Source organism: Arthrobacter sedimenti (assembly GCF_042652025.1).
Taxonomy (GTDB): domain Bacteria; phylum Actinomycetota; class Actinomycetes; order Actinomycetales; family Micrococcaceae; genus Arthrobacter; species Arthrobacter sedimenti.
The window spans coordinates 21702-38029 of sequence record NZ_JBHSDQ010000007.1 but is presented as its reverse complement, the minus strand read 5'-3'; the positions used below and the strand labels follow the sequence as shown (position 1 = coordinate 38029).

Here is a 16328-nt window from a genome sequence, read left to right as displayed (position 1 = left end):
GAGTCAGGCCGGCTGGGCCGTACTGGCCGCCGGCGTCCGGAACAACTCCTGGCGCTGGCGGCCCAGGCCTTCCACCTCGACCTCCACCACGTCACCCGGCTGGAGGTAGGGGAAGCGGCCGGAGAGGGCCACACCCTGCGGGGTTCCGGTGAGGATCACGTCGCCCGGTTCCAGCCGCATGTACTGGCTGCAGTGGTGGACCAGTGTGGCGGCGTCAAAGATGAGCTCAGCTGATGTTGAATCCTGCCGCGGCTCACCGTTCACCCAGCTGCGCAGCCGCAGGTTGCCGCCGTCGATCTCTTCTGCCGGAACCAGCCACGGGCCCAGGGGGGTTGACCCGGGAAGCGATTTGCCCTTGGTCCACTGCCCTGCCGCCCCGGGCAGCTGGTATTCACGCTCGGAGAAATCGTTGGCCGTGACGTAGCCGGCGATGCAGCTTGCCGCTTCATCAGTGGAGCGGAGGTAACTCGCTTCCCTCCCGATAACGATGCCCAGTTCCACTTCCCAGTCGTACTGGGTGGAGCGCGGGGGCATCGGGGCGGGGTCGCAGGGGCCGGTGACGGTATTGCTCGGCTTGAGGAACACGACAGGAATGGTGGGCGGCTCTGCCCCGGATTCCGCGGCGTGGGCGGCGTAGTTCATTCCGATTCCCACGACGGAGCCGGGGCGGGCCACGGGTGAACCAATGCGGAGTGAATGGGCGTCCATGATCTCCGGCAGCTCCCCCGCCTCCAATGCCTTCCGGGCCTTGTCCAGGCCGCCGGAAGCAAGGAATGCCCCGTCCACGTCACGGGTAATGGGCAGCAGGCTGAAACACCGGTCAGTTCCGTCCACTGAGGGGACCAGTACGGCTGGCTGTTCGTTGCCGACATCGCCCAGGCGCATGATTTTCATACCGAATTCTCCTCAGGGTCTTGGTGGGTCGTTGGGCCGGTGGTGGCCCGTTTCCATGGTCCTCGATCTGCTGCCTGGGCCGCGAACGGACGCTTTGTGACCGCCCTCCTAAGAGCAGACATCTGACATATCGCCGGATCAGTCGGTAGAATGTGGGAGCCATCTTGGCACGAAACACAGAAAGTTCAGTACATGACTACAGCCATTTTGGAGCGCGTCCCCGCCGCTGCCAAGACCACCGAAGGATCCGCGACGCGGTCAATCAGCCTGGAGTTTTCCAGCGCCGCCGAGGTCCACGCCGGACTGGAACAGGCCGTCGCGCAGCTGATTGACGTTGCGGCCAAGGACGCCGCCTGCGGCATCCTGGTCACCAGGCTGCACCCGGGAAGCTACACCGTAGCCCTGGATGAATCGGTACCGTTCGGCGAAACCTACGAGTCCTTCGCGGCCTGATCCGGGCCGCCTGTTCGTCAGTGCCGGCACCTTCCCTCCGCCTCCCCTCGTGGTGGCAACAAAAACCCCGCACGCCGGTTGGCGGTGCGGGGTTTTTTGCTCTTGGCGGGACTAGCCGCGGCGAATCTCGACGCCGTCAGACTTTAGGAAAAGCTGCTTCTCTGCAGGACCTGTCGGACCCGCCGGAACCAGCCAGAGGACGTTGCCGCTCTGGGACACCTCTTCCACTTCCCCGGCTGCCACCACCTGCGCATGCTTGATGATCTCGACGCGGTCCCCGGCCTGGAGCGACTTCCAGTTGGATACCGCGGCGGAATGGGCATTGCGCCTCGACAGGACTGCCCCACGTGCTTTCATTTGAACTTCTACCCCTTTGTATCGTTCTGCTGCCACAGCCTCTTTGATGTGACTTTCACTACACCTTCAGTTCTACTACACTCCCGCCTTTTGGGCGCGTGCCCTGCAGCCCCTGAAGATCCTTCGGTGTCAGGCCAAGGGCCCGACGGCGGATTCGGCTGCCCGGCGCACCTCACCTGAGGCGACCAGCCGGTCCGCCGCTTCCAGTTCCGGAGACAGGAACCTGTCCGTCCCTGGCCCCTCCACCACGTCGCGCAGGGCAGCGACAACGGCGGCGCCTGCCGGCCCCGGCGTCAGGACGCCGCCCGAGAGCTGCGTCCGGATATCCAGCGCCCGCGCCGAGGTCACCAGTTCGATGGCCAGGACCCGGCGGAGGTTCTCCACGGCCTTGCGCAGCTTCCGCGCCGCGTGCCAGCCCATGGACACGTGGTCTTCCTGCATCGCCGAGCTCGGAATGGAGTCCACCGAGGCCGGAACGGCCAGGCGTTTGTTGTCCGAGACCAGGCCGGCCTGGGTGTACTGGGCAATCATCAGGCCGGAGTCCACTCCCGGGTCCGCGGCGAGGAAGGCGGGGAGACCGTGGGACCGGGCGGGATCCAGCATCCGGTCGGTGCGGCGTTCGGCGATGGAGGACAGGTCCGCGACGGCGATGGCCAGGTAGTCCAGGACGTACGCAACCGGGGCACCGTGGAAGTTGCCGTTCGAGCTGACGCGGCCGTCCGGCAGGACGACCGGGTTGTCGATGGCTGCCGCCAGTTCCCGGGTTGCCACCAACTCCGCATGGTCAACGGTGTCGCGGACGGCACCGGCCACCTGCGGGGCGCAGCGCAGCGAGTAGGCATCCTGCACCCGGGAGTCCCCCACCCTATGCGAGGCGACGATCGGGGAATCCGAGAGAACGCGCAGCATGTTGTCCGCGCTGGCCGCCTGGCCCGGGTGTGGCCGGAGCGCGGCGTGCAGTTCTGGCAGGAACACCTGGTCGGTTCCCAGCAGCGCCTCGACGCTGAGCGCGGCGGTGATGTCCGCCGTCGTCAGCAGCCGCCGGAGGTCCGCGATGGCCATCAGGAGCATGCCCAGCATGCCCTCGGTACCGTTGACCAGCGCCAGGCCTTCCTTCTCGGCGAGGATGACCGGCTCAATGCCGTGTTCTGCAAGCAGCTCAGCGACAGGGCGCTCTCCGCGCCCACCGTACGTGACGCCGTCGGGCCCTTCCGCTTCGCCTTCCCCCATCAAAACCAGCGCGCAGTGCGAAAGCGGGGCCAGGTCGCCGGAGCAGCCCAACGACCCGAATTCGCGGACCACCGGCGTGATGCCGGCGTTGAGCACGTCCACCATGGTCTGGAGGACCACGGGGCGGACGCCGGTGCGGCCGGAAGCGAGGGTCTTGGCGCGCAGGAACATGATGCCGCGGACCACTTCGCGCTCCACGGCGGGGCCCATGCCGGCCGCGTGGCTGCGGATCAGGGACTTCTGCAGCTGGGTGCGCAGTTCGTTGGGGATGTGCCGGTTTGCCAGGGCGCCGAAACCGGTGGAGATGCCGTAGGCGGGGACGTCGCTGGAAGCGAGGTCGTCGATGTGCGCGCGGACCTTGGCGACGGTTTCCAGGGCTTCGGGCGCGATGGTCACCTTGGCTCCCCCGCGTGCGACGGCGAGCACGTCCTCGGGCGTGACGCCCGCCGGACCAAGGGTGACGGTGAGCGGTTCATGGGTAATCGTAGTCATTTGGTGGTTCCTACTTTTTTCTCGTCGATTGCTCCGTAAGCGCCCTTTTGAGGGGTCATAACGGCGCCTACGGAGCAACCGATGTGGAATTGGGTCTCGGTTAGCGGGATTCCTGCATGGGGATACGGACGCCGCGTTCCTTGGCGACGTCGAGGGCTCGCTCGTAGCCGGCGTCCGCGTGGCGGATGACGCCCATGCCCGGATCGTTCGTGAGGAGGCGTTCGAGCTTCTGCGCAGCGAGATCCGTGCCGTCGGCGACGGAGACCTGGCCGGCGTGGATGGAGCGGCCGATGCCGACGCCGCCGCCGTGGTGCAGGGACACCCAGGTGGCACCGGAGGCGGTGTTGAGCAGGGCGTTCAGCATGGGCCAGTCGGCGATGGCATCCGAACCGTCCGCCATGGCCTCGGTTTCGCGGTACGGGGAGGCGACGGAGCCGGAGTCCAGGTGGTCGCGGCCGATCACGATGGGGGCCTTGACCTTGCCTTCCTTGACGAGCTGGTTAAAGAGCAGCCCGGCCTTGGCGCGTTCGCCATAGCCCAGCCAGCAGATGCGCGCAGGCAGGCCTTCGAATTCCACGCGGTCCTGGGCGGCATCGATCCAGCGGTGCAGGTGCTTGTTCTCGGGGAAGAGCTCCTTGATCGCTTCGTCCGTGACGCGGATGTCCTCAGGGTCGCCGGAAAGGGCCACCCAGCGGAACGGACCCAGGCCTTCGCAGAACAGCGGCCGGATGTAGGCGGGTACGAAGCCGGGGAATTCGAAGGCACGGGTGTAGCCGCCCTTGCGGGCCTCGTCACGGATGGAGTTGCCGTAATCGAAGACCTCGGCGCCGGCATCCTGGAATTCCACCATGGCCTGGACGTGCCGTGCCATGGAGGCCTGGGCCTTCTTGGTGAAGCCTTCCGGATCCGCTTCAGCTTCGCGGTGCCACTCGTCCACGGAAATGTCCTCGGGCAGGTAGCTCAGGGGGTCGTGGGCGGAGGTCTGGTCAGTGACAATGTCCACGGCGAGTTCACCGGCTTTGTGGCGCCGCAGGATCTCGGGGAAGACCTCGGCGGCGTTGCCCACGTAGCCCACGGACCAGCCGCGGCGCTCTTCCTTGGCCTTGAGCACCTTGGCGATGGCGGCGTCGAGGTCTGTTTCCACTTCGTCCAGGTAGCGCTTGCCGGCACGGCGGCGCAGGCGGTTTTCGTCGACGTCGACGATCAGGCAGGCACCTTCGTTCAGGGTGACGGCCAGCGGCTGGGCACCGCCCATGCCGCCGCACCCTCCGGTGAGGGTCAGCGTGCCGGCAAGGGTGCCGTTCTCGTCTCCGGTCAGCTTGCGGGCGATCGCGGCGAATGTTTCGAAGGTCCCCTGCAGGATGCCCTGGGTGCCGATGTAGATCCAGGAACCGGCCGTCATCTGGCCGTACATCATCAGGCCCTCGGCCTCGAGGCGGCGGAATTCGGGCCAGGTGGCCCAGTCGCCCACCAGGTTGGAGTTGGCCAGGAGCACGCGCGGGGCCCATTCGTTGGTGCGGAAGACGCCGACAGGCTTTCCGGACTGGACCAGGAGGGTTTCGTCCTTTTCCATGGTTTCCAGGGTGCGGGTAATGGCGTCGAACGCGGCCCAGGAACGGACGGCGCGCCCGGTGCCGCCGTAGACCACAAGGTCATCGGGGCGTTCGGCTACCTCGGGGTCCAGGTTGTTCATCAGCATGCGCAGAGGCGCTTCGGTCTGCCAGGACTTTGCGGTGAGCTCGGTGCCGCGGGCTGCTTTGACCGGGCGGGCACCGGTGGTGAAATCGGCGGGTGCCATGATGGGCTCCTTCTGGTGATTATCTGGATGGGGAAAGAAGTTCTGTATCAACTAAAGCCCCTCGGCCAGGGCCGCCACAGGGCTTTCGTCGTTGTTGTGTCCGGTATTCCAGACGAGTGCCGGAGGTTATTTGACGGGGCGGCCGTGAATGCGCACAGAGAGTTCATCTGCCACTTTCTGGACGCGGGCAGCCAGCACCGGCCACTCCTCCGCGGGCAGCTTGTCCTCCAGGAAGGTGACCGCGACGGCGGCCGTGGGCCACCCAAGATGATCCGTGACAGCGGCGGCGATGGAGCCGAAGCCCGGGGTCACTTCGCCATGCTCGGTGGCGTACCCGCGCTGCCGGACCTGGTCCAGGTGGGAGGACAGGGCCGAGTACTTCATGATGGCTCCCTCCACTTCGTGGCGGGCAGTGAAGGCCGCGGCGTTGGGATAGAGCGCACGCACCTGGGATTTGGGGAGGGCGGCCAGGATGGCGCGGCCGCTGGCGGTGAGGTGGCTGGGAAGGCGGACGCCGACGTCGGTCACCAGGGACGGCCGGTTCTTGGCCCGCTCCTCCACGATGTAGAGCACATCCCGCCCGTGCAGCACGGCGAGGTGCGCGCTCTCGCCAATCGTGTCCACGAGGCCCGCAAGCAGGGGCCGGCCGAGGCGCGACAACGGCTCCTGCCGGGAGTAGGCAGAGCTCAGCTCGAAGGCACTGATGCCCAGCCCGTACCGTTGCTCCTCGTGGAGATGCAGCACGAAGCCGTTGGCCTCCATCACCCCCAGCAGGTGATAGACGCTTGACCGCGGCAGGTCCAGGCTGGAAGCGATCTGTGACGCCGCCATTGGACCCCGCCGCGAAGCCAGCAGCTTGAGGATGCGCAGGGTGTTTTCGGCGGCAGGAACTTTCGACGACGCCTTGGCCGACGCGCGGGACGCCTGCGTTTCGGTGTTGGGTGTTGGAGCGCCTCGTGTTGCGGCGCCTAGTGCAGTGCTCATGGAGTGGAAGGATCTTTCTGGCTAGCTCTGTCCGGTATCCCGTACTTAAGCTTGCGGCCGCTGGCAGGCGTTGACGACCCCCAATCCTGGTCAGTTGTCTGTAATACCAGACGCGCTAGCTACCGCTCTTCTGGTGAGCGCCACCGTTCACCGGTCTGGCGTTCGCTGGGGGTTCTCCGACCTCGTCGATAGTGTGGCCGCTGCAGGCGGTCTTAGTTACGGTGGCCTGCTGGACACGCGACACGCTAAACCATCTCATTGCGTCGCGCATCAGGCACCATCCAACTAAGTACCACTGGCCGTTCGTGGAGGCGAACAGCACGGGCTCCACATCACGGGTTGTTGTGGCCCCTTCTCCCGAGGTGTAGACAATGCGGATTACCCGCTGTTCGGACATCGCTTCCTCCAACGCCGATTTGGTCGCGCGCGAGGTCGAGGGAAGCGAGTTAACCCACACACGGCGGGCCAGATCGTCCGCTCTTGCCCGGGTCCTGGGATCGAGGACGTCCAGGATTTTCCGGATACCAGCTGCTGCCAGGTCAGCGTAGGGGGCATCCGACGCAGCGGACACAGCCGCCATGAGTGCAACAGCCTGCGCCGGAGACAGGCTGACGGGCGGAAGGGAGGAACCGATTGCCAACCCGTACCCACCACCTGGACCTGGACGTGACCAAAGAGGCGCACCGCTGTTCTCCAGCGCATCGAGATCCCTCTTAACGGTGCGCACAGACACCTCGAACTCTCTCGCCAACTGTTCGGCGGAGACACCCCTCGCGCCGCTGCGGCGCAACATCTCCGATAGCGCATGGAGCCGTTCCGCCCGCTTCACAGCTCAAACCCACGCAAATTCATGACATAAATAGTGACATAGCGTTGTCCACCGCGCCTGCGAAAGTTGTGGCATGACAACCGCTACGAGCAGTCCGACCATCATTCTCATCGCTGGCCACTGGCTTGGCGCCTGGGCGTGGGATGACGTTCTTGAACACCTGGATAACCACCACCTCCATGCTCTGGCGATGACGCTGCCCGGCCTTGACGCGGACGATCCGGAGCGTTCAAGTAGGACCTTGGACGCCCAGGCTGACGCGATCCTGGGTGTCATCACTGAACACGGCAATCAGCCTGCAATTCTCGTCGCCCACAGCGGGGCTAACGCGCCCGTCAGCCTCGTTATGGACCGACACCCTGAGCTTGTCCACCGGGTAGTGTGGGTCGACTCCGGCCCGGCGGCGACGGGAAGTGTCTTCGCCCCAGACCTCCCGGAGGAGTTGGAGGAGCTTCCACTGCCGCCCTTCGACGTCCTTGCACAGCAGGCAAGCCTCGAAGGCCTGAGCGCAGAGGTCCTCGAGCAGTTTCGGGCCCGGGCCGTCCCTGAGCCCGGCCCCGTGCTTCGTCAACCCATCGAGCTCACCAACGGCGGCCGCCGCAAAGTCCGGACAACCCTGATCTGTTGCTCAATCCCCAGCGCCCAGGTGCTGGAGCTGGCCCAAACCGGTCATCCTATGTTCGCTGAAGTCGCGAACCTGGAACACCTCGACGTCATTGATCTCCCGACGGGCCATTGGCCAATGTGGAGCAGTCCCCGGGACCTCGCCAAGGCCATTCAGTCAGAGGCTTTTCGAACCAACTGAGCTGCACGCGCAACATGTAGGGGCAGCCGAATCCAGCTGGCCCGGCCCTGTTCCATCAGAACACCTACGTGGCGCCCGGGAGCGCTGGTGCCCTCAGCTCGTCGAAGTCCAAAAACAAGTTCCACTCCGGAAAAGGATCGGCGGGGAGTTGGTAGTTCCAGGGGCCGGGGTCGTCGGGGACGCCTAGCTCCTCAAGCAAGCCGGGGTGTTCGGGTACGTACACGTCCGGCCACTCCAGTGCCCGTGTTTAGGTCTCCCGTTCCGAGGTGTCGCCGAACAACGCCAGGAGCCATTGTGGCCAGTGTGTTGGTTCGGTGTCTGGGTGTTCGGGTTTGTAGTGGCGGCCGGTGGGTGAGGTCCAGCCGGGTGGGTCATTGTTGGTGGCCGTACCTGGCGTCCATGGGCTGTGGTGTTTGAGCCGGTGATGTTTGGGGCAGAGTTGGGCCAGATTGGTGGTGCCGGTGGTGCCGCCGTGTTCCCAGGCTTGGAGGTGGTCGGTTTCGTTGTCGGGGGTGTGGTTGGTGCAGCCGGGGAAGGTGCATTTGGTGTCGCGCATCCTGATCCAGCGTTTGATGGTCTCCGTCAGCCGGTAGTTCTTCCTGCCGATTTCCAGCGGTGCCCCGTCCCTGGGGTCGACCAGGACCCGGTAGAAGGAGTCGGCCCCGTCGGCGACGAGTTTCCGGGCCATGGACGCCGGGATTGGTCCCATGCCGTCCAGTACCGCCGGCTCATCCGTCGCACCCAGCAGGGAGAGTACCGGCACCATGACCAGGACATCGGCCCGCGGCGTGGGTACTTCGCCGAGTTCGCTTGCTGTTCCTGATCCGAGGAGCAGGGATGCTGCGATGTCGGGGCGGAGTTGGGTGATGGTGCGTGGTTCGTCGGGGCCTTGGAGGCCGCGGGCGGTGGCGGTGGTGCGGTTCCAGATGGCGCAGGCGGTGTCGCCAGGGAGGTAGAGCGAGACCCAGGCCATGCCGTCCTTGTCCGGGCTGTATTCCATGCGCCGGTCGGCATAACCTTTGGTGTGGCGTTTTTCGATGGATTCGGGGTGGTGGCGTTCGCGCCAGCCACGGACCTTGGCCCGGAACCGGGAGGGGACGAGTTCACCCGGGACTGCGCCGCGGGCGGGGTGGGGTGCGTCGGGGTCGAAGAAATGCGCCACCAACTTCACCGCACCCTCAGGAGTTAGGCCTTCGGTTTCATCGACGATGACCTTCGCGTGCTGCCAGGACATGTCACCGGCAGCCAGGGCCTCGAACACGGGCGGGAGGGAGCAAACCTTCCGGGACTGATCCACAAGAGCCCCGGCCGCGGCGGAGCTGATGGTCAGGACCCCGCGATCTCCTCCACCACGGACATCTCCGCGTAGGTGCGGTCGTGCAGGGAGGCGTCAGGCGGGGTCATGGCCTGCTGAAACTCGACGGCCCGGGCGGCCTGCCGGGACTTTAGCGCCGCCAACCGCGCTTCCAGACGGGCTGTCAGCTCCAACCCTTCCAGGCACAGCTCATACCGCCGCTGCAGCACGTCAATGCCTGTACCAATGCAGGCGCCGGAAGCCAGGGAAGCGTCCTCGAACTCCAGGGCAGCGAGGGCAGCAACAGAGGCATGAACACCTTCCAAAACCGCCCCAACACCGCTGCCGCTTGCCATACCCCTATCATCCATTGACCCACTGACATTCCGACTCCGGGGCTGCCGGCCGCCAGGCCCCCTGCAGTTCGGTCGTGCCTCAGCGCCTCAAGCCTCGCGCCGCCGTCGTACGCATCTCACGGCCGACAGTCTGTAACCGAAGACACCAACCCCGCGTGAGCCTCATCACGGCAGGGCCGAAAATGGTCTGCTGGTTACCGGCTCCCCTCCCAAAGACGAGAAGGTAACTCTATGCAACCCACCCCAACCCGGACCCAAAGTCCGGTGGAAAAGCAAAACCCGGCACCCGTCGTCGGACAAGCCCTTAGCCGTGGCCTGAATGTCCGGCACATCCGCTTCATGGCCCTCGGCTCGGCCATCGGTACCGGCCTTTTCTATGGCTCGGCCTCGGCGATCCAGAAAGCCGGCCCGGCCGTGCTGCTGGCTTACATCATCGGCGGCGCGGCCGTGTTCATGGTGATGCGCGCACTCGGCGAGATGGCGGTGCGGCACCCGGTATCCGGGTCCTTCAGCCAGTATGCGAGCCGCTACCTGGGCCCCCTTGCCGGCTTCGTAACCGGCTGGACGTACGTTTTCGAGATGGCGATCGTGGCGATCGCCGACGTCACCGCCTTCAGCATCTACATGGGTTTTTGGTTCCCACAGGTGGACCGCTGGATCTGGATCCTGGCTGTCATCTGCTTCCTGGCCGCGTTGAACCTCCTCAGCGTGAAGGTGTTCGGCGAGCTCGAGTTCTGGTTCTCGCTGATCAAGGTCGTGGCCATCATCGCCATGATTGCCGGCGGTGCAGCGCTCATCGTGTTTGGCTTCCAGACCGCCGATTCCCCGGTCGCTCCGGGCCTGGGCAACCTGGTTGAGCACGGGGGCCTGTTCCCCAACGGCTTCGAAGGCCTCCTGGCATCCTTCGCCGTGGTGATGTTCGCCTTCGGCGGCGTGGAGACGCTGGGCATCACGGCCGGCGAGGCTGCCGATCCCAAGAAGGTCATCCCCAAGGCCGTCAACACCGTCCCCGTCCGCGTGCTGCTCTTCTACGTCCTCACCCTGGGCGTCCTGATGAGCCTCTTCCCGTGGGACCAGGTAGGCACCAGCGGCAGTCCGTTCGTTCAGATCTTCAGCAGCCTGGGCATCCCGGCCGCGCCGCACATCCTCAACGCGGTGGTCATCACGGCAGCCCTCTCGGCCATCAACAGCGACATTTTCGGCGCCGGACGCATCCTCTTCGGACTCTCCAACCAGGGCCATGCGCCCGCCGCCTTCGGTAAGGTCTCCCGACACGGCGTCCCCTGGATGACCGTGGTCATGATGGCAGGCATCCTGCTGGTGGGCGTCGTCCTCAACGCCGTCATTCCGGAAGACGTGTTCCTGGTGATTGCCTCTATCGCCACCTTCGCCACGGTCTGGGTCTGGGTGATGATCCTGGCGTCCCACGTGGCCATGAAGCGGGAAATCGCGCGGAAGGGCCTCCCGGCGTCGGAATTCCCCTCGCCGTGGTGGCCTGCCGCTTCCGTGCTCACCATCGCCTTCATGGCGCTGGTGATCGGCGTCCTGGGTGCCTTCGAGGACACCCGGATCGCCCTGTACGTCGGCGCGGTGTGGCTGGGGCTGCTGGTCCTCGCCTACCGTTTGTGGATCAAAGGTGACGGACGACGGCGGGCCCACCTTGAGGACGAAACCTCGCCGCTGCCGGTGGTCTCCTCCTAGGCGGCCTTGGGGAACACTCCCGCGCCGGCCAGCCCCGAGCGGGGAGCCGTCTCCACTTTGGCGCAGATCCAGCGCCCCAGTTCGGTGGCCGCCCGCGGGTCTATCGAGGTGGCAAACCCTGCTCGTTCCAACATCCACGCCAGGTCTTCCGTGGAGATATTGCCGGCCGCGCCGGGGGCAAACGGGCAGCCGCCCAGGCCTCCCACGGCACTGTCAAAGACCCTGACCCCAGCAGCCATGGCCGCAAAGGTATTCGCCAAAGCAGTGTGGCGCGTCTCGTGCAGGTGGGCGCGGAGTGACACGTCCGTTTCCGATGCCAGGGCGGTAAAGACCTCGCCCACCTGCCAAGGGACGGCGCAACCGATGGTGTCGGCCAGGGCAACTTCGGCCAAGTGGGCCCTTTGAAGCGCGCTTCGGACGACGGAAAGAGCCTGTTCCGCGGGCACGTCGCCCTGGTACGGGCAGCCAAAGGCGACGGCGGCCGTGACGGTGAGCGGGATGGCCGAAGCGGCAGCAATTCCGGACACTTCCTCAAGGGCATCGAGGGCGGCGGCCACCGTGGTGTTCTGGTTGGCCGCCGCGAAGGCATCCGTTACGGGAAGGACGTAGTTGATCTCGTCCACCCCTGCATCCACCGCCCTGTACGCGCCCCGGGTGTTCAATACGAGGCCGATGTAGCTGGCTCCCGCATCCCGCGGCACCCCGGCCATGACGGCGTCGGCGTCAGCCATCTGCGGAACCTTTTTGGGATTCACGAAGCTCACTGCCTCGATCCGCCTGGCCCCCAAGGCGATCAGGTCGTTGATGAGGCGCAGCTTGTCGTGGGTACTGACTGGAACCTTTTCATTCTGCAGCCCGTCCCGGGGACTGACATCCACGATGGAGACTGCGCCCCTGGACTTATCGCTTCCCGCAATTCCGTTCATCAGATCGCACCTTCATCCTTGGCATCCTGCAGTTCTTCGGCGCTGAGCTTGAGTAGGCCCGCGTAGACGTCGCTGTTGTGCGAACCGGGCGCCAGAGGCCCGTTCCATGCGATGCCGCCACGGGTCCGGGACAGCTTGGGGATGATGCCCGGCTGGACCACCGTCCCCAACTGTTCATCGGCAACGTCCACCAGCATCCCGCGCGCCCGGAGCTGTGGGTCCTCGAAGATGTCCTCGATGGTACTCACGGTGCTGTTGGGAACAGCGTGCCGGTCAAGGCACGCCGCCAGTTCCGAGTGGTTGAAGCCTGCGGCCCATTGGGCGATCAGTTGTTCCAACGCCTCCTGGTTGACGCCGCGCGAAGCGTGGTTGCTGTAGAGGGGGTCGGACGCCAGCTCCGGGGCGCCCATCGCGGCAGCCAGCCGCACGAATACCGAGTCCTGGTTGGCAGCGATCACCACCCACTTTCCGTCGCTGGAGCGGAAAATATTCGACGGCGCTATCCCCTTCAGTCCGGAACCGCTGGGGCCCGGCACAACGCCCGCAGCCGCGTAATCGGGCACGGCACTTTCCAAAAGGGAGAAGCAAGCCTCTACGAGGGACACGTCCACAACCTGCCCCGTCCCTCCCTTGGCATCCCGCCAGTACAGAGCCAACAGGATTCCCTGCAGCGCGTAGAGCGAAGCGAGGCTGTCCCCCAGCGAGATGCCTGTCCGTGGCGGCGCCTGGTCCGGATATCCATTGAGGTGGCGCAGGCCGCCGCGGGCCTCGGCCACGGAAGCGTAGCCCGGTTTGTTCGCGTCCGGTCCGGTCTGGCCGTAACCGGAGACCCTGGCGATCACCAAGCCCGGATTGGTCTGCCAGAGCACTTCGGGGGAAAGACCTAGTTTCTCGAGTGTTCCGGGTCGGAAATTCTCCAGGATGACGTCGGCTTCCCTGCAAAGTTCCAGGAACAGCTCACGACCGCGGGGTGACTTGAGGTCCAACGTCACGCACTTCTTCCCCCTTGACTGGACCGACCACCAGAGGGTGTGGCCCTCGAGTCGGGCCCGGCCCCATTCGCGCATGGGATCGGGACGGTCAGGAGACTCAATCTTGATGACCTCCGCACCGAAATCCGCCAGTTGCCGTCCCGCAAAAGGGCCCGCGATGAGTGATCCGAGCTCCAGTACACGCACGCCGGCGAGCGGTCCGCCGACTGCGCCCGTGGCGTCACCGGGATCAGGAGTACCGCCGGACTTAGCAGCAACCCGCCGGGTACCGGTCTGGGGCGCAGGTCCGGAATCCGGGTTCTGAGCACCGCGCATTTCCCCGGCGGGTGCGGATTGTGAAGTTTCCACCATCTTTGGGACTCCTGTTCTGCCGGCAGCCGGTGTCCGGGCCGCGTTGCCCGGCCTGCCGTGGATCGCGAAACATCGTTGGCACGATAACTCATATTGTGGACCCAAAATCACAATGTGGATAGAGGGATCCGGGAACCGGCCCTACTGGGGGATAGTGCCGCCGATCACCCGGGTGCCCTCCTCGGCGGCCGCCAGCACCTGCTCCACCCAGGACGCGCAGACGTCGAAGGGCATCCTCAGCGCGGGACCCATCACCGTCAGGGCCCCGAAGAGTTCACCCTGCGGCCCGAAAATCGGAGCCGAGATTCCGCTGGCGCCGGACACGCGCTCACCGGTGGTGATGGCGAAACCATCGGCCCGGACTTTGGCGACCGACTCCTCCAGGCTCGCGGCATCGGTGATGGTCTGGTCGGTCAGGGACGCCAGGCCGGACCGGTACACGTGCTCCGCGACCTCCGGGTTCCAAGCCAGCAGCACCCGCCCCGCCGCACCGACGTGCAACGGCATGATTTCACCGACGCTCACCACCCTCCGGAGCATGCGGCGGGTCTCGGCCAGGGCGATGCAGACGCGCTTTCCCTGGGATTCGCGGAAGATGCAGGCTGTCTCACCCAGTTCGTCACGAAGCCTCCGCAGCACGGGGGTCAGCAGTTCCAGGAAGTCCAGGCCCTGGGTTGCCGGCGCTGCCCAGTGGGCCATCCGCACCCCCACCCGGTAACGGTCGCCGTGCCGGTCCAGGATCCCTTCCTGCACCATGTTCGCCACCAGCCGCTGCACCGTGGAGTGCGGCACGCCGGTGCTGGAACGGATCTCGGCCAGCGACAACTCGGGCCGGGCGAGGGAGAAAGCATCAAGGATGGCAGTGATCTTTCGAAGGACCAACAGGGGCGTGGCCGACGTTTCGCTGGAGCTCATGGGGAAAGTGTATGAGCCACAGAGGCGTTGAGTGTGACCGAAGTAACTGTTAGCATCAGGTCCACATCATGATGGAGAACCCACGATGTGGCAGGTATGCACCTGCTGATGAGCAGTACCAACGGAGTCCGTACACGGGACTCTGGACGCGGACCGATGCACCACCATCGTTCCGACAGCGTGAACCAGCAGGGGGAAACAAGCGGCCGGAGTTGGCCGGGAAGAGGCAAAGATGCCAGCTGCACAGCCAGCCACGTCCGGATATGCCGTGGAGCTCACCGGGTGCACCAAACAATTTCCAACATCCGGAGGCGAGACCTACTTCGCAGTCCGCGACATCGACCTGAAGGTTGAACCCGGCCGCTTCGTCTCAATCGTTGGCCCGACTGGATCAGGAAAGTCCACCATCCTGAACATGGCGGCAGGCCTCCTGACTCCCAGCTTCGGCGAGGTCAAGAGTTTCGGCGAACCCGTGACCGGCGTGAACCGCCGTGCGTCCTACATGTTCCAGCAAGACGCGCTGCTGCCATGGAAAACCGTCATCGACAACGTCAGCCTGGGCCTCACCATGGCTGGCGTCTCCAAGGCCGAGGCCCACGCAGAATCGCGGCGCTGGCTCGAAAAGGTGGGCCTCAAGAACTTCGCCGACCGCTACCCGCACCAGCTCAGCGGCGGCATGCGCAAGCGCACGGCCATCGCCCAGGCCTGGATCGTCAATCCGGACATCCTCCTCATGGACGAGCCGTTTTCCGCGCTCGACGTCCAGACTCGCCAGATTATGGAAAACGAACTCCTGCAACTTTGGCAGGAATCGGGTAAGGCGGTGGTCTTCATTACCCACGACCTCGACGAAGCGATTGCCTTGTCCGACGAAGTGGTCATCCTGGGCGCGGGCCCCGGGAGCACCGTGGTGGGAAGCTACGAAATCGACATTCCGCGCCCCCGCGACCTGCTGGACATCCGGGATGACCCGCGCTTCGTTGCCCTGCACCGGGAGATCTGGGGCCGCCTGAAAATCGAAGTCTCAAAGACCTACGAAAGCGCCATGGCAGAGGAAGGTGAAGCCGCATGACCATCCTCGGTTCTCGGAAGCCGGGTCCGCGCGGGAACGGCTCTCCCGGCAGCACCCAGGACCGCAGCCCCGCCGGCCGGTCCACCCGCCGGGGAGAAATGTCACCCCTGGCCATGCGGAGCATCCAACTCCTCCTCACGGTCCTCGTGCTGGGAGCGTGGGAGGTCCTGGGCCGGGCCGGGGTGATTGATGAATTCTTCTTCCCCCTTCCCTCGGACATCTTCCAGACCGTGTGGCTCTGGGTGTCGTCAGGGTTCGTGTTCCCCCATCTTTGGGTGACCATGCAGGAAGCCATCCTCGCGTTCCTGGTGGGGGCCGCCGTCGGACTCCTCCTGGGTTTCATCCTTGCCCGGGTCCGTTTCCTGGAACGGCTGCTGGACCCCTTCCTCCAGATGTTCAACGCGCTCCCGCGCGTAGTCCTCGCTCCAATCTTCCTGCTCTGGTTCGGGCTGGGCATCTGGTCCAAGGTCGCTTTCGGCTTCACCCTGGTGTTCTTCATCGTCTTCTTCAACACATTGGAAGGCGTCAAGAGCGTCGACCGGGTCCTGGTGGACAACGCCAAGATGCTGGGGGCCAGCGAAAAGCAACTCCTGCGCCACGTCTTCATTCCCAGCGCCCTCACGTGGATCTTCTCCAGCCTGCACATCAGCGTGGGCTTCGCCATCACCGGCGCAGTGGTCGGTGAATACCTGGGAGCCTCGGGCGGCATGGGCTACGCCATTGCCCAGGCCCAGGGCGTCTTCGACACCAAGGGCGTCTTCGCCGGGATGTTCATCCTCATGATCGTGGTCCTGATCATCGACCTCCTCGTCAACCGCCTGGAGCGGCACCTCCTCAGATGGCGCCCGGTCCGGTCCTCCTGACCAGTCCTCACAGCCA

Annotated in this window: 16 protein-coding genes; 5 read left to right on the top strand and 11 right to left on the bottom strand. The window is 65.3% G+C overall.

Features of this window, described 5'->3' with window-relative positions:
- Positions 1-3: 3 nt before the first annotated feature.
- Positions 4-894, bottom strand: a complete 891-nt coding sequence (locus ACFO0G_RS15580; RefSeq protein WP_286401360.1) for a fumarylacetoacetate hydrolase family protein — start codon at positions 892-894, stop codon at positions 4-6.
- Between the two features lie 192 nt (positions 895-1086).
- Here ACFO0G_RS15580 and ACFO0G_RS15575 point away from each other — a divergent pair, with 192 nt between their 5' ends.
- Entirely contained in the window at positions 1087-1347 is a 261-nt protein-coding gene (locus tag ACFO0G_RS15575; protein ID WP_286401357.1) for a hypothetical protein, read from the top strand.
- 111 nt (positions 1348-1458) lie between these two features.
- Here ACFO0G_RS15575 and ACFO0G_RS15570 read toward each other — a convergent pair whose 3' ends face one another.
- The 5 genes from ACFO0G_RS15570 to ACFO0G_RS15550 form a co-directional block, all read right to left on the bottom strand.
- The gene (locus ACFO0G_RS15570) at positions 1459-1704 is read right to left on the bottom strand and encodes a hypothetical protein (protein WP_286401355.1); all 246 of its coding nucleotides are present in this window, start codon (positions 1702-1704) and stop codon (positions 1459-1461) included.
- Positions 1705-1833: 129 nt separating this feature from the next.
- Positions 1834-3426, bottom strand: a complete 1593-nt coding sequence (gene hutH, locus ACFO0G_RS15565; RefSeq protein ID WP_286401352.1) for a histidine ammonia-lyase — start codon at positions 3424-3426, stop codon at positions 1834-1836.
- Between the two features lie 100 nt (positions 3427-3526).
- On the bottom strand, positions 3527-5224 hold the full coding sequence (locus ACFO0G_RS15560; protein WP_376978752.1) for a urocanate hydratase: 1698 nt from the start codon (positions 5222-5224) through the stop codon (positions 3527-3529).
- A 126-nt stretch (positions 5225-5350) separates the two neighbouring features.
- Positions 5351-6208: an IclR family transcriptional regulator gene (locus ACFO0G_RS15555; protein WP_286401347.1), complete on the bottom strand. Its 858-nt coding sequence runs from the start codon at positions 6206-6208 to the stop codon at positions 5351-5353.
- Positions 6209-6323: 115 nt separating this feature from the next.
- Positions 6324-7037 carry a helix-turn-helix transcriptional regulator gene (locus tag ACFO0G_RS15550; protein WP_286401345.1) on the bottom strand — a complete coding sequence of 238 codons (714 nt, stop codon included), beginning with the start codon at positions 7035-7037 and terminating at the stop codon, positions 6324-6326.
- Between the two features lie 73 nt (positions 7038-7110).
- Here ACFO0G_RS15550 and ACFO0G_RS15545 point away from each other — a divergent pair, with 73 nt between their 5' ends.
- A complete protein-coding gene (locus ACFO0G_RS15545; protein WP_376978749.1) occupies positions 7111-7842 on the top strand; it encodes an alpha/beta fold hydrolase in 732 nt (243 codons plus the stop codon).
- Positions 7843-8089: 247 nt separating this feature from the next.
- Here ACFO0G_RS15545 and ACFO0G_RS15540 read toward each other — a convergent pair whose 3' ends face one another.
- Together ACFO0G_RS15540 and ACFO0G_RS15535 are read right to left on the bottom strand one after the other, a co-directional pair.
- Positions 8090-9139 carry an HNH endonuclease signature motif containing protein gene (locus tag ACFO0G_RS15540; RefSeq protein ID WP_376978747.1) on the bottom strand — a complete coding sequence of 350 codons (1050 nt, stop codon included), beginning with the start codon at positions 9137-9139 and terminating at the stop codon, positions 8090-8092.
- Between the two features lie 29 nt (positions 9140-9168).
- Positions 9169-9492, bottom strand: coding sequence for a hypothetical protein (locus tag ACFO0G_RS15535; protein ID WP_376978745.1), 324 nt, complete (start codon positions 9490-9492; stop codon positions 9169-9171).
- A gap of 231 nt (positions 9493-9723) precedes the next feature.
- Here ACFO0G_RS15535 and ACFO0G_RS15530 point away from each other — a divergent pair, with 231 nt between their 5' ends.
- Positions 9724-11193, top strand: coding sequence for an amino acid permease (locus ACFO0G_RS15530; RefSeq protein ID WP_376978743.1), 1470 nt, complete (start codon positions 9724-9726; stop codon positions 11191-11193).
- Here ACFO0G_RS15530 and ACFO0G_RS15525 read toward each other — a convergent pair.
- The 3 genes from ACFO0G_RS15525 to ACFO0G_RS15515 all read right to left on the bottom strand — a co-directional run bounded on the left by ACFO0G_RS15525 (position 11190) and on the right by ACFO0G_RS15515 (position 14377).
- Entirely contained in the window at positions 11190-12119 is a 930-nt protein-coding gene (locus ACFO0G_RS15525) for a hydroxymethylglutaryl-CoA lyase (protein WP_376978741.1), read from the bottom strand. The genes ACFO0G_RS15530 and ACFO0G_RS15525 overlap by 4 nt on opposite strands.
- Complete coding sequence (locus tag ACFO0G_RS15520) at positions 12119-13462, bottom strand: CaiB/BaiF CoA transferase family protein (RefSeq protein WP_376978739.1); 1344 nt, start codon at positions 13460-13462, stop codon at positions 12119-12121. The genes ACFO0G_RS15525 and ACFO0G_RS15520 overlap by 1 nt, the downstream gene beginning before the upstream one ends.
- A gap of 141 nt (positions 13463-13603) precedes the next feature.
- The gene (locus ACFO0G_RS15515) at positions 13604-14377 is read right to left on the bottom strand and encodes an IclR family transcriptional regulator (RefSeq protein ID WP_286401333.1); all 774 of its coding nucleotides are present in this window, start codon (positions 14375-14377) and stop codon (positions 13604-13606) included.
- 232 nt (positions 14378-14609) lie between these two features.
- Here ACFO0G_RS15515 and ACFO0G_RS15510 point away from each other — a divergent pair, with 232 nt between their 5' ends.
- Together ACFO0G_RS15510 and ACFO0G_RS15505 are read left to right on the top strand one after the other, a co-directional pair.
- On the top strand, positions 14610-15449 hold the full coding sequence (locus tag ACFO0G_RS15510; protein ID WP_286401331.1) for an ABC transporter ATP-binding protein: 840 nt from the start codon (positions 14610-14612) through the stop codon (positions 15447-15449).
- Complete coding sequence (locus tag ACFO0G_RS15505) at positions 15446-16312, top strand: ABC transporter permease (RefSeq protein ID WP_376978736.1); 867 nt, start codon at positions 15446-15448, stop codon at positions 16310-16312. Before ACFO0G_RS15510 ends, ACFO0G_RS15505 begins: the two co-directional genes overlap by 4 nt.
- Positions 16313-16328: the final 16 nt, after the last annotated feature.

Excerpts from the sequence above, each read along its gene's own strand:
- ACFO0G_RS15520 (WP_376978739.1), bottom strand. The coding sequence starts at position 13,462 with ATGGTGGAAACTTCACAATCCGCACCCGCCGGGGAAATGCGCGGTGCT.
- ACFO0G_RS15515 (WP_286401333.1), bottom strand. The coding sequence starts at position 14,377 with ATGAGCTCCAGCGAAACGTCGGCCACGCCCCTGTTGGTCCTTCGAAAG.
- ACFO0G_RS15510 (WP_286401331.1), top strand. The coding sequence starts at position 14,610 with ATGCCAGCTGCACAGCCAGCCACGTCCGGATATGCCGTGGAGCTCACC.
- ACFO0G_RS15505 (WP_376978736.1), top strand. The coding sequence starts at position 15,446 with ATGACCATCCTCGGTTCTCGGAAGCCGGGTCCGCGCGGGAACGGCTCT.
- ACFO0G_RS15545 (WP_376978749.1), top strand. The coding sequence starts at position 7,111 with ATGACAACCGCTACGAGCAGTCCGACCATCATTCTCATCGCTGGCCAC.
- ACFO0G_RS15570 (WP_286401355.1), bottom strand. The coding sequence starts at position 1,704 with ATGAAAGCACGTGGGGCAGTCCTGTCGAGGCGCAATGCCCATTCCGCC.
- ACFO0G_RS15575 (WP_286401357.1), top strand. The coding sequence starts at position 1,087 with ATGACTACAGCCATTTTGGAGCGCGTCCCCGCCGCTGCCAAGACCACC.
- ACFO0G_RS15580 (WP_286401360.1), bottom strand. The coding sequence starts at position 894 with ATGAAAATCATGCGCCTGGGCGATGTCGGCAACGAACAGCCAGCCGTA.
- ACFO0G_RS15555 (WP_286401347.1), bottom strand. The coding sequence starts at position 6,208 with ATGAGCACTGCACTAGGCGCCGCAACACGAGGCGCTCCAACACCCAAC.
- hutH (WP_286401352.1), bottom strand. The coding sequence starts at position 3,426 with ATGACTACGATTACCCATGAACCGCTCACCGTCACCCTTGGTCCGGCG.
- ACFO0G_RS15530 (WP_376978743.1), top strand. The coding sequence starts at position 9,724 with ATGCAACCCACCCCAACCCGGACCCAAAGTCCGGTGGAAAAGCAAAAC.
- ACFO0G_RS15525 (WP_376978741.1), bottom strand. The coding sequence starts at position 12,119 with ATGAACGGAATTGCGGGAAGCGATAAGTCCAGGGGCGCAGTCTCCATC.
- ACFO0G_RS15560 (WP_376978752.1), bottom strand. The coding sequence starts at position 5,224 with ATGGCACCCGCCGATTTCACCACCGGTGCCCGCCCGGTCAAAGCAGCC.
- ACFO0G_RS15535 (WP_376978745.1), bottom strand. The coding sequence starts at position 9,492 with ATGGCAAGCGGCAGCGGTGTTGGGGCGGTTTTGGAAGGTGTTCATGCC.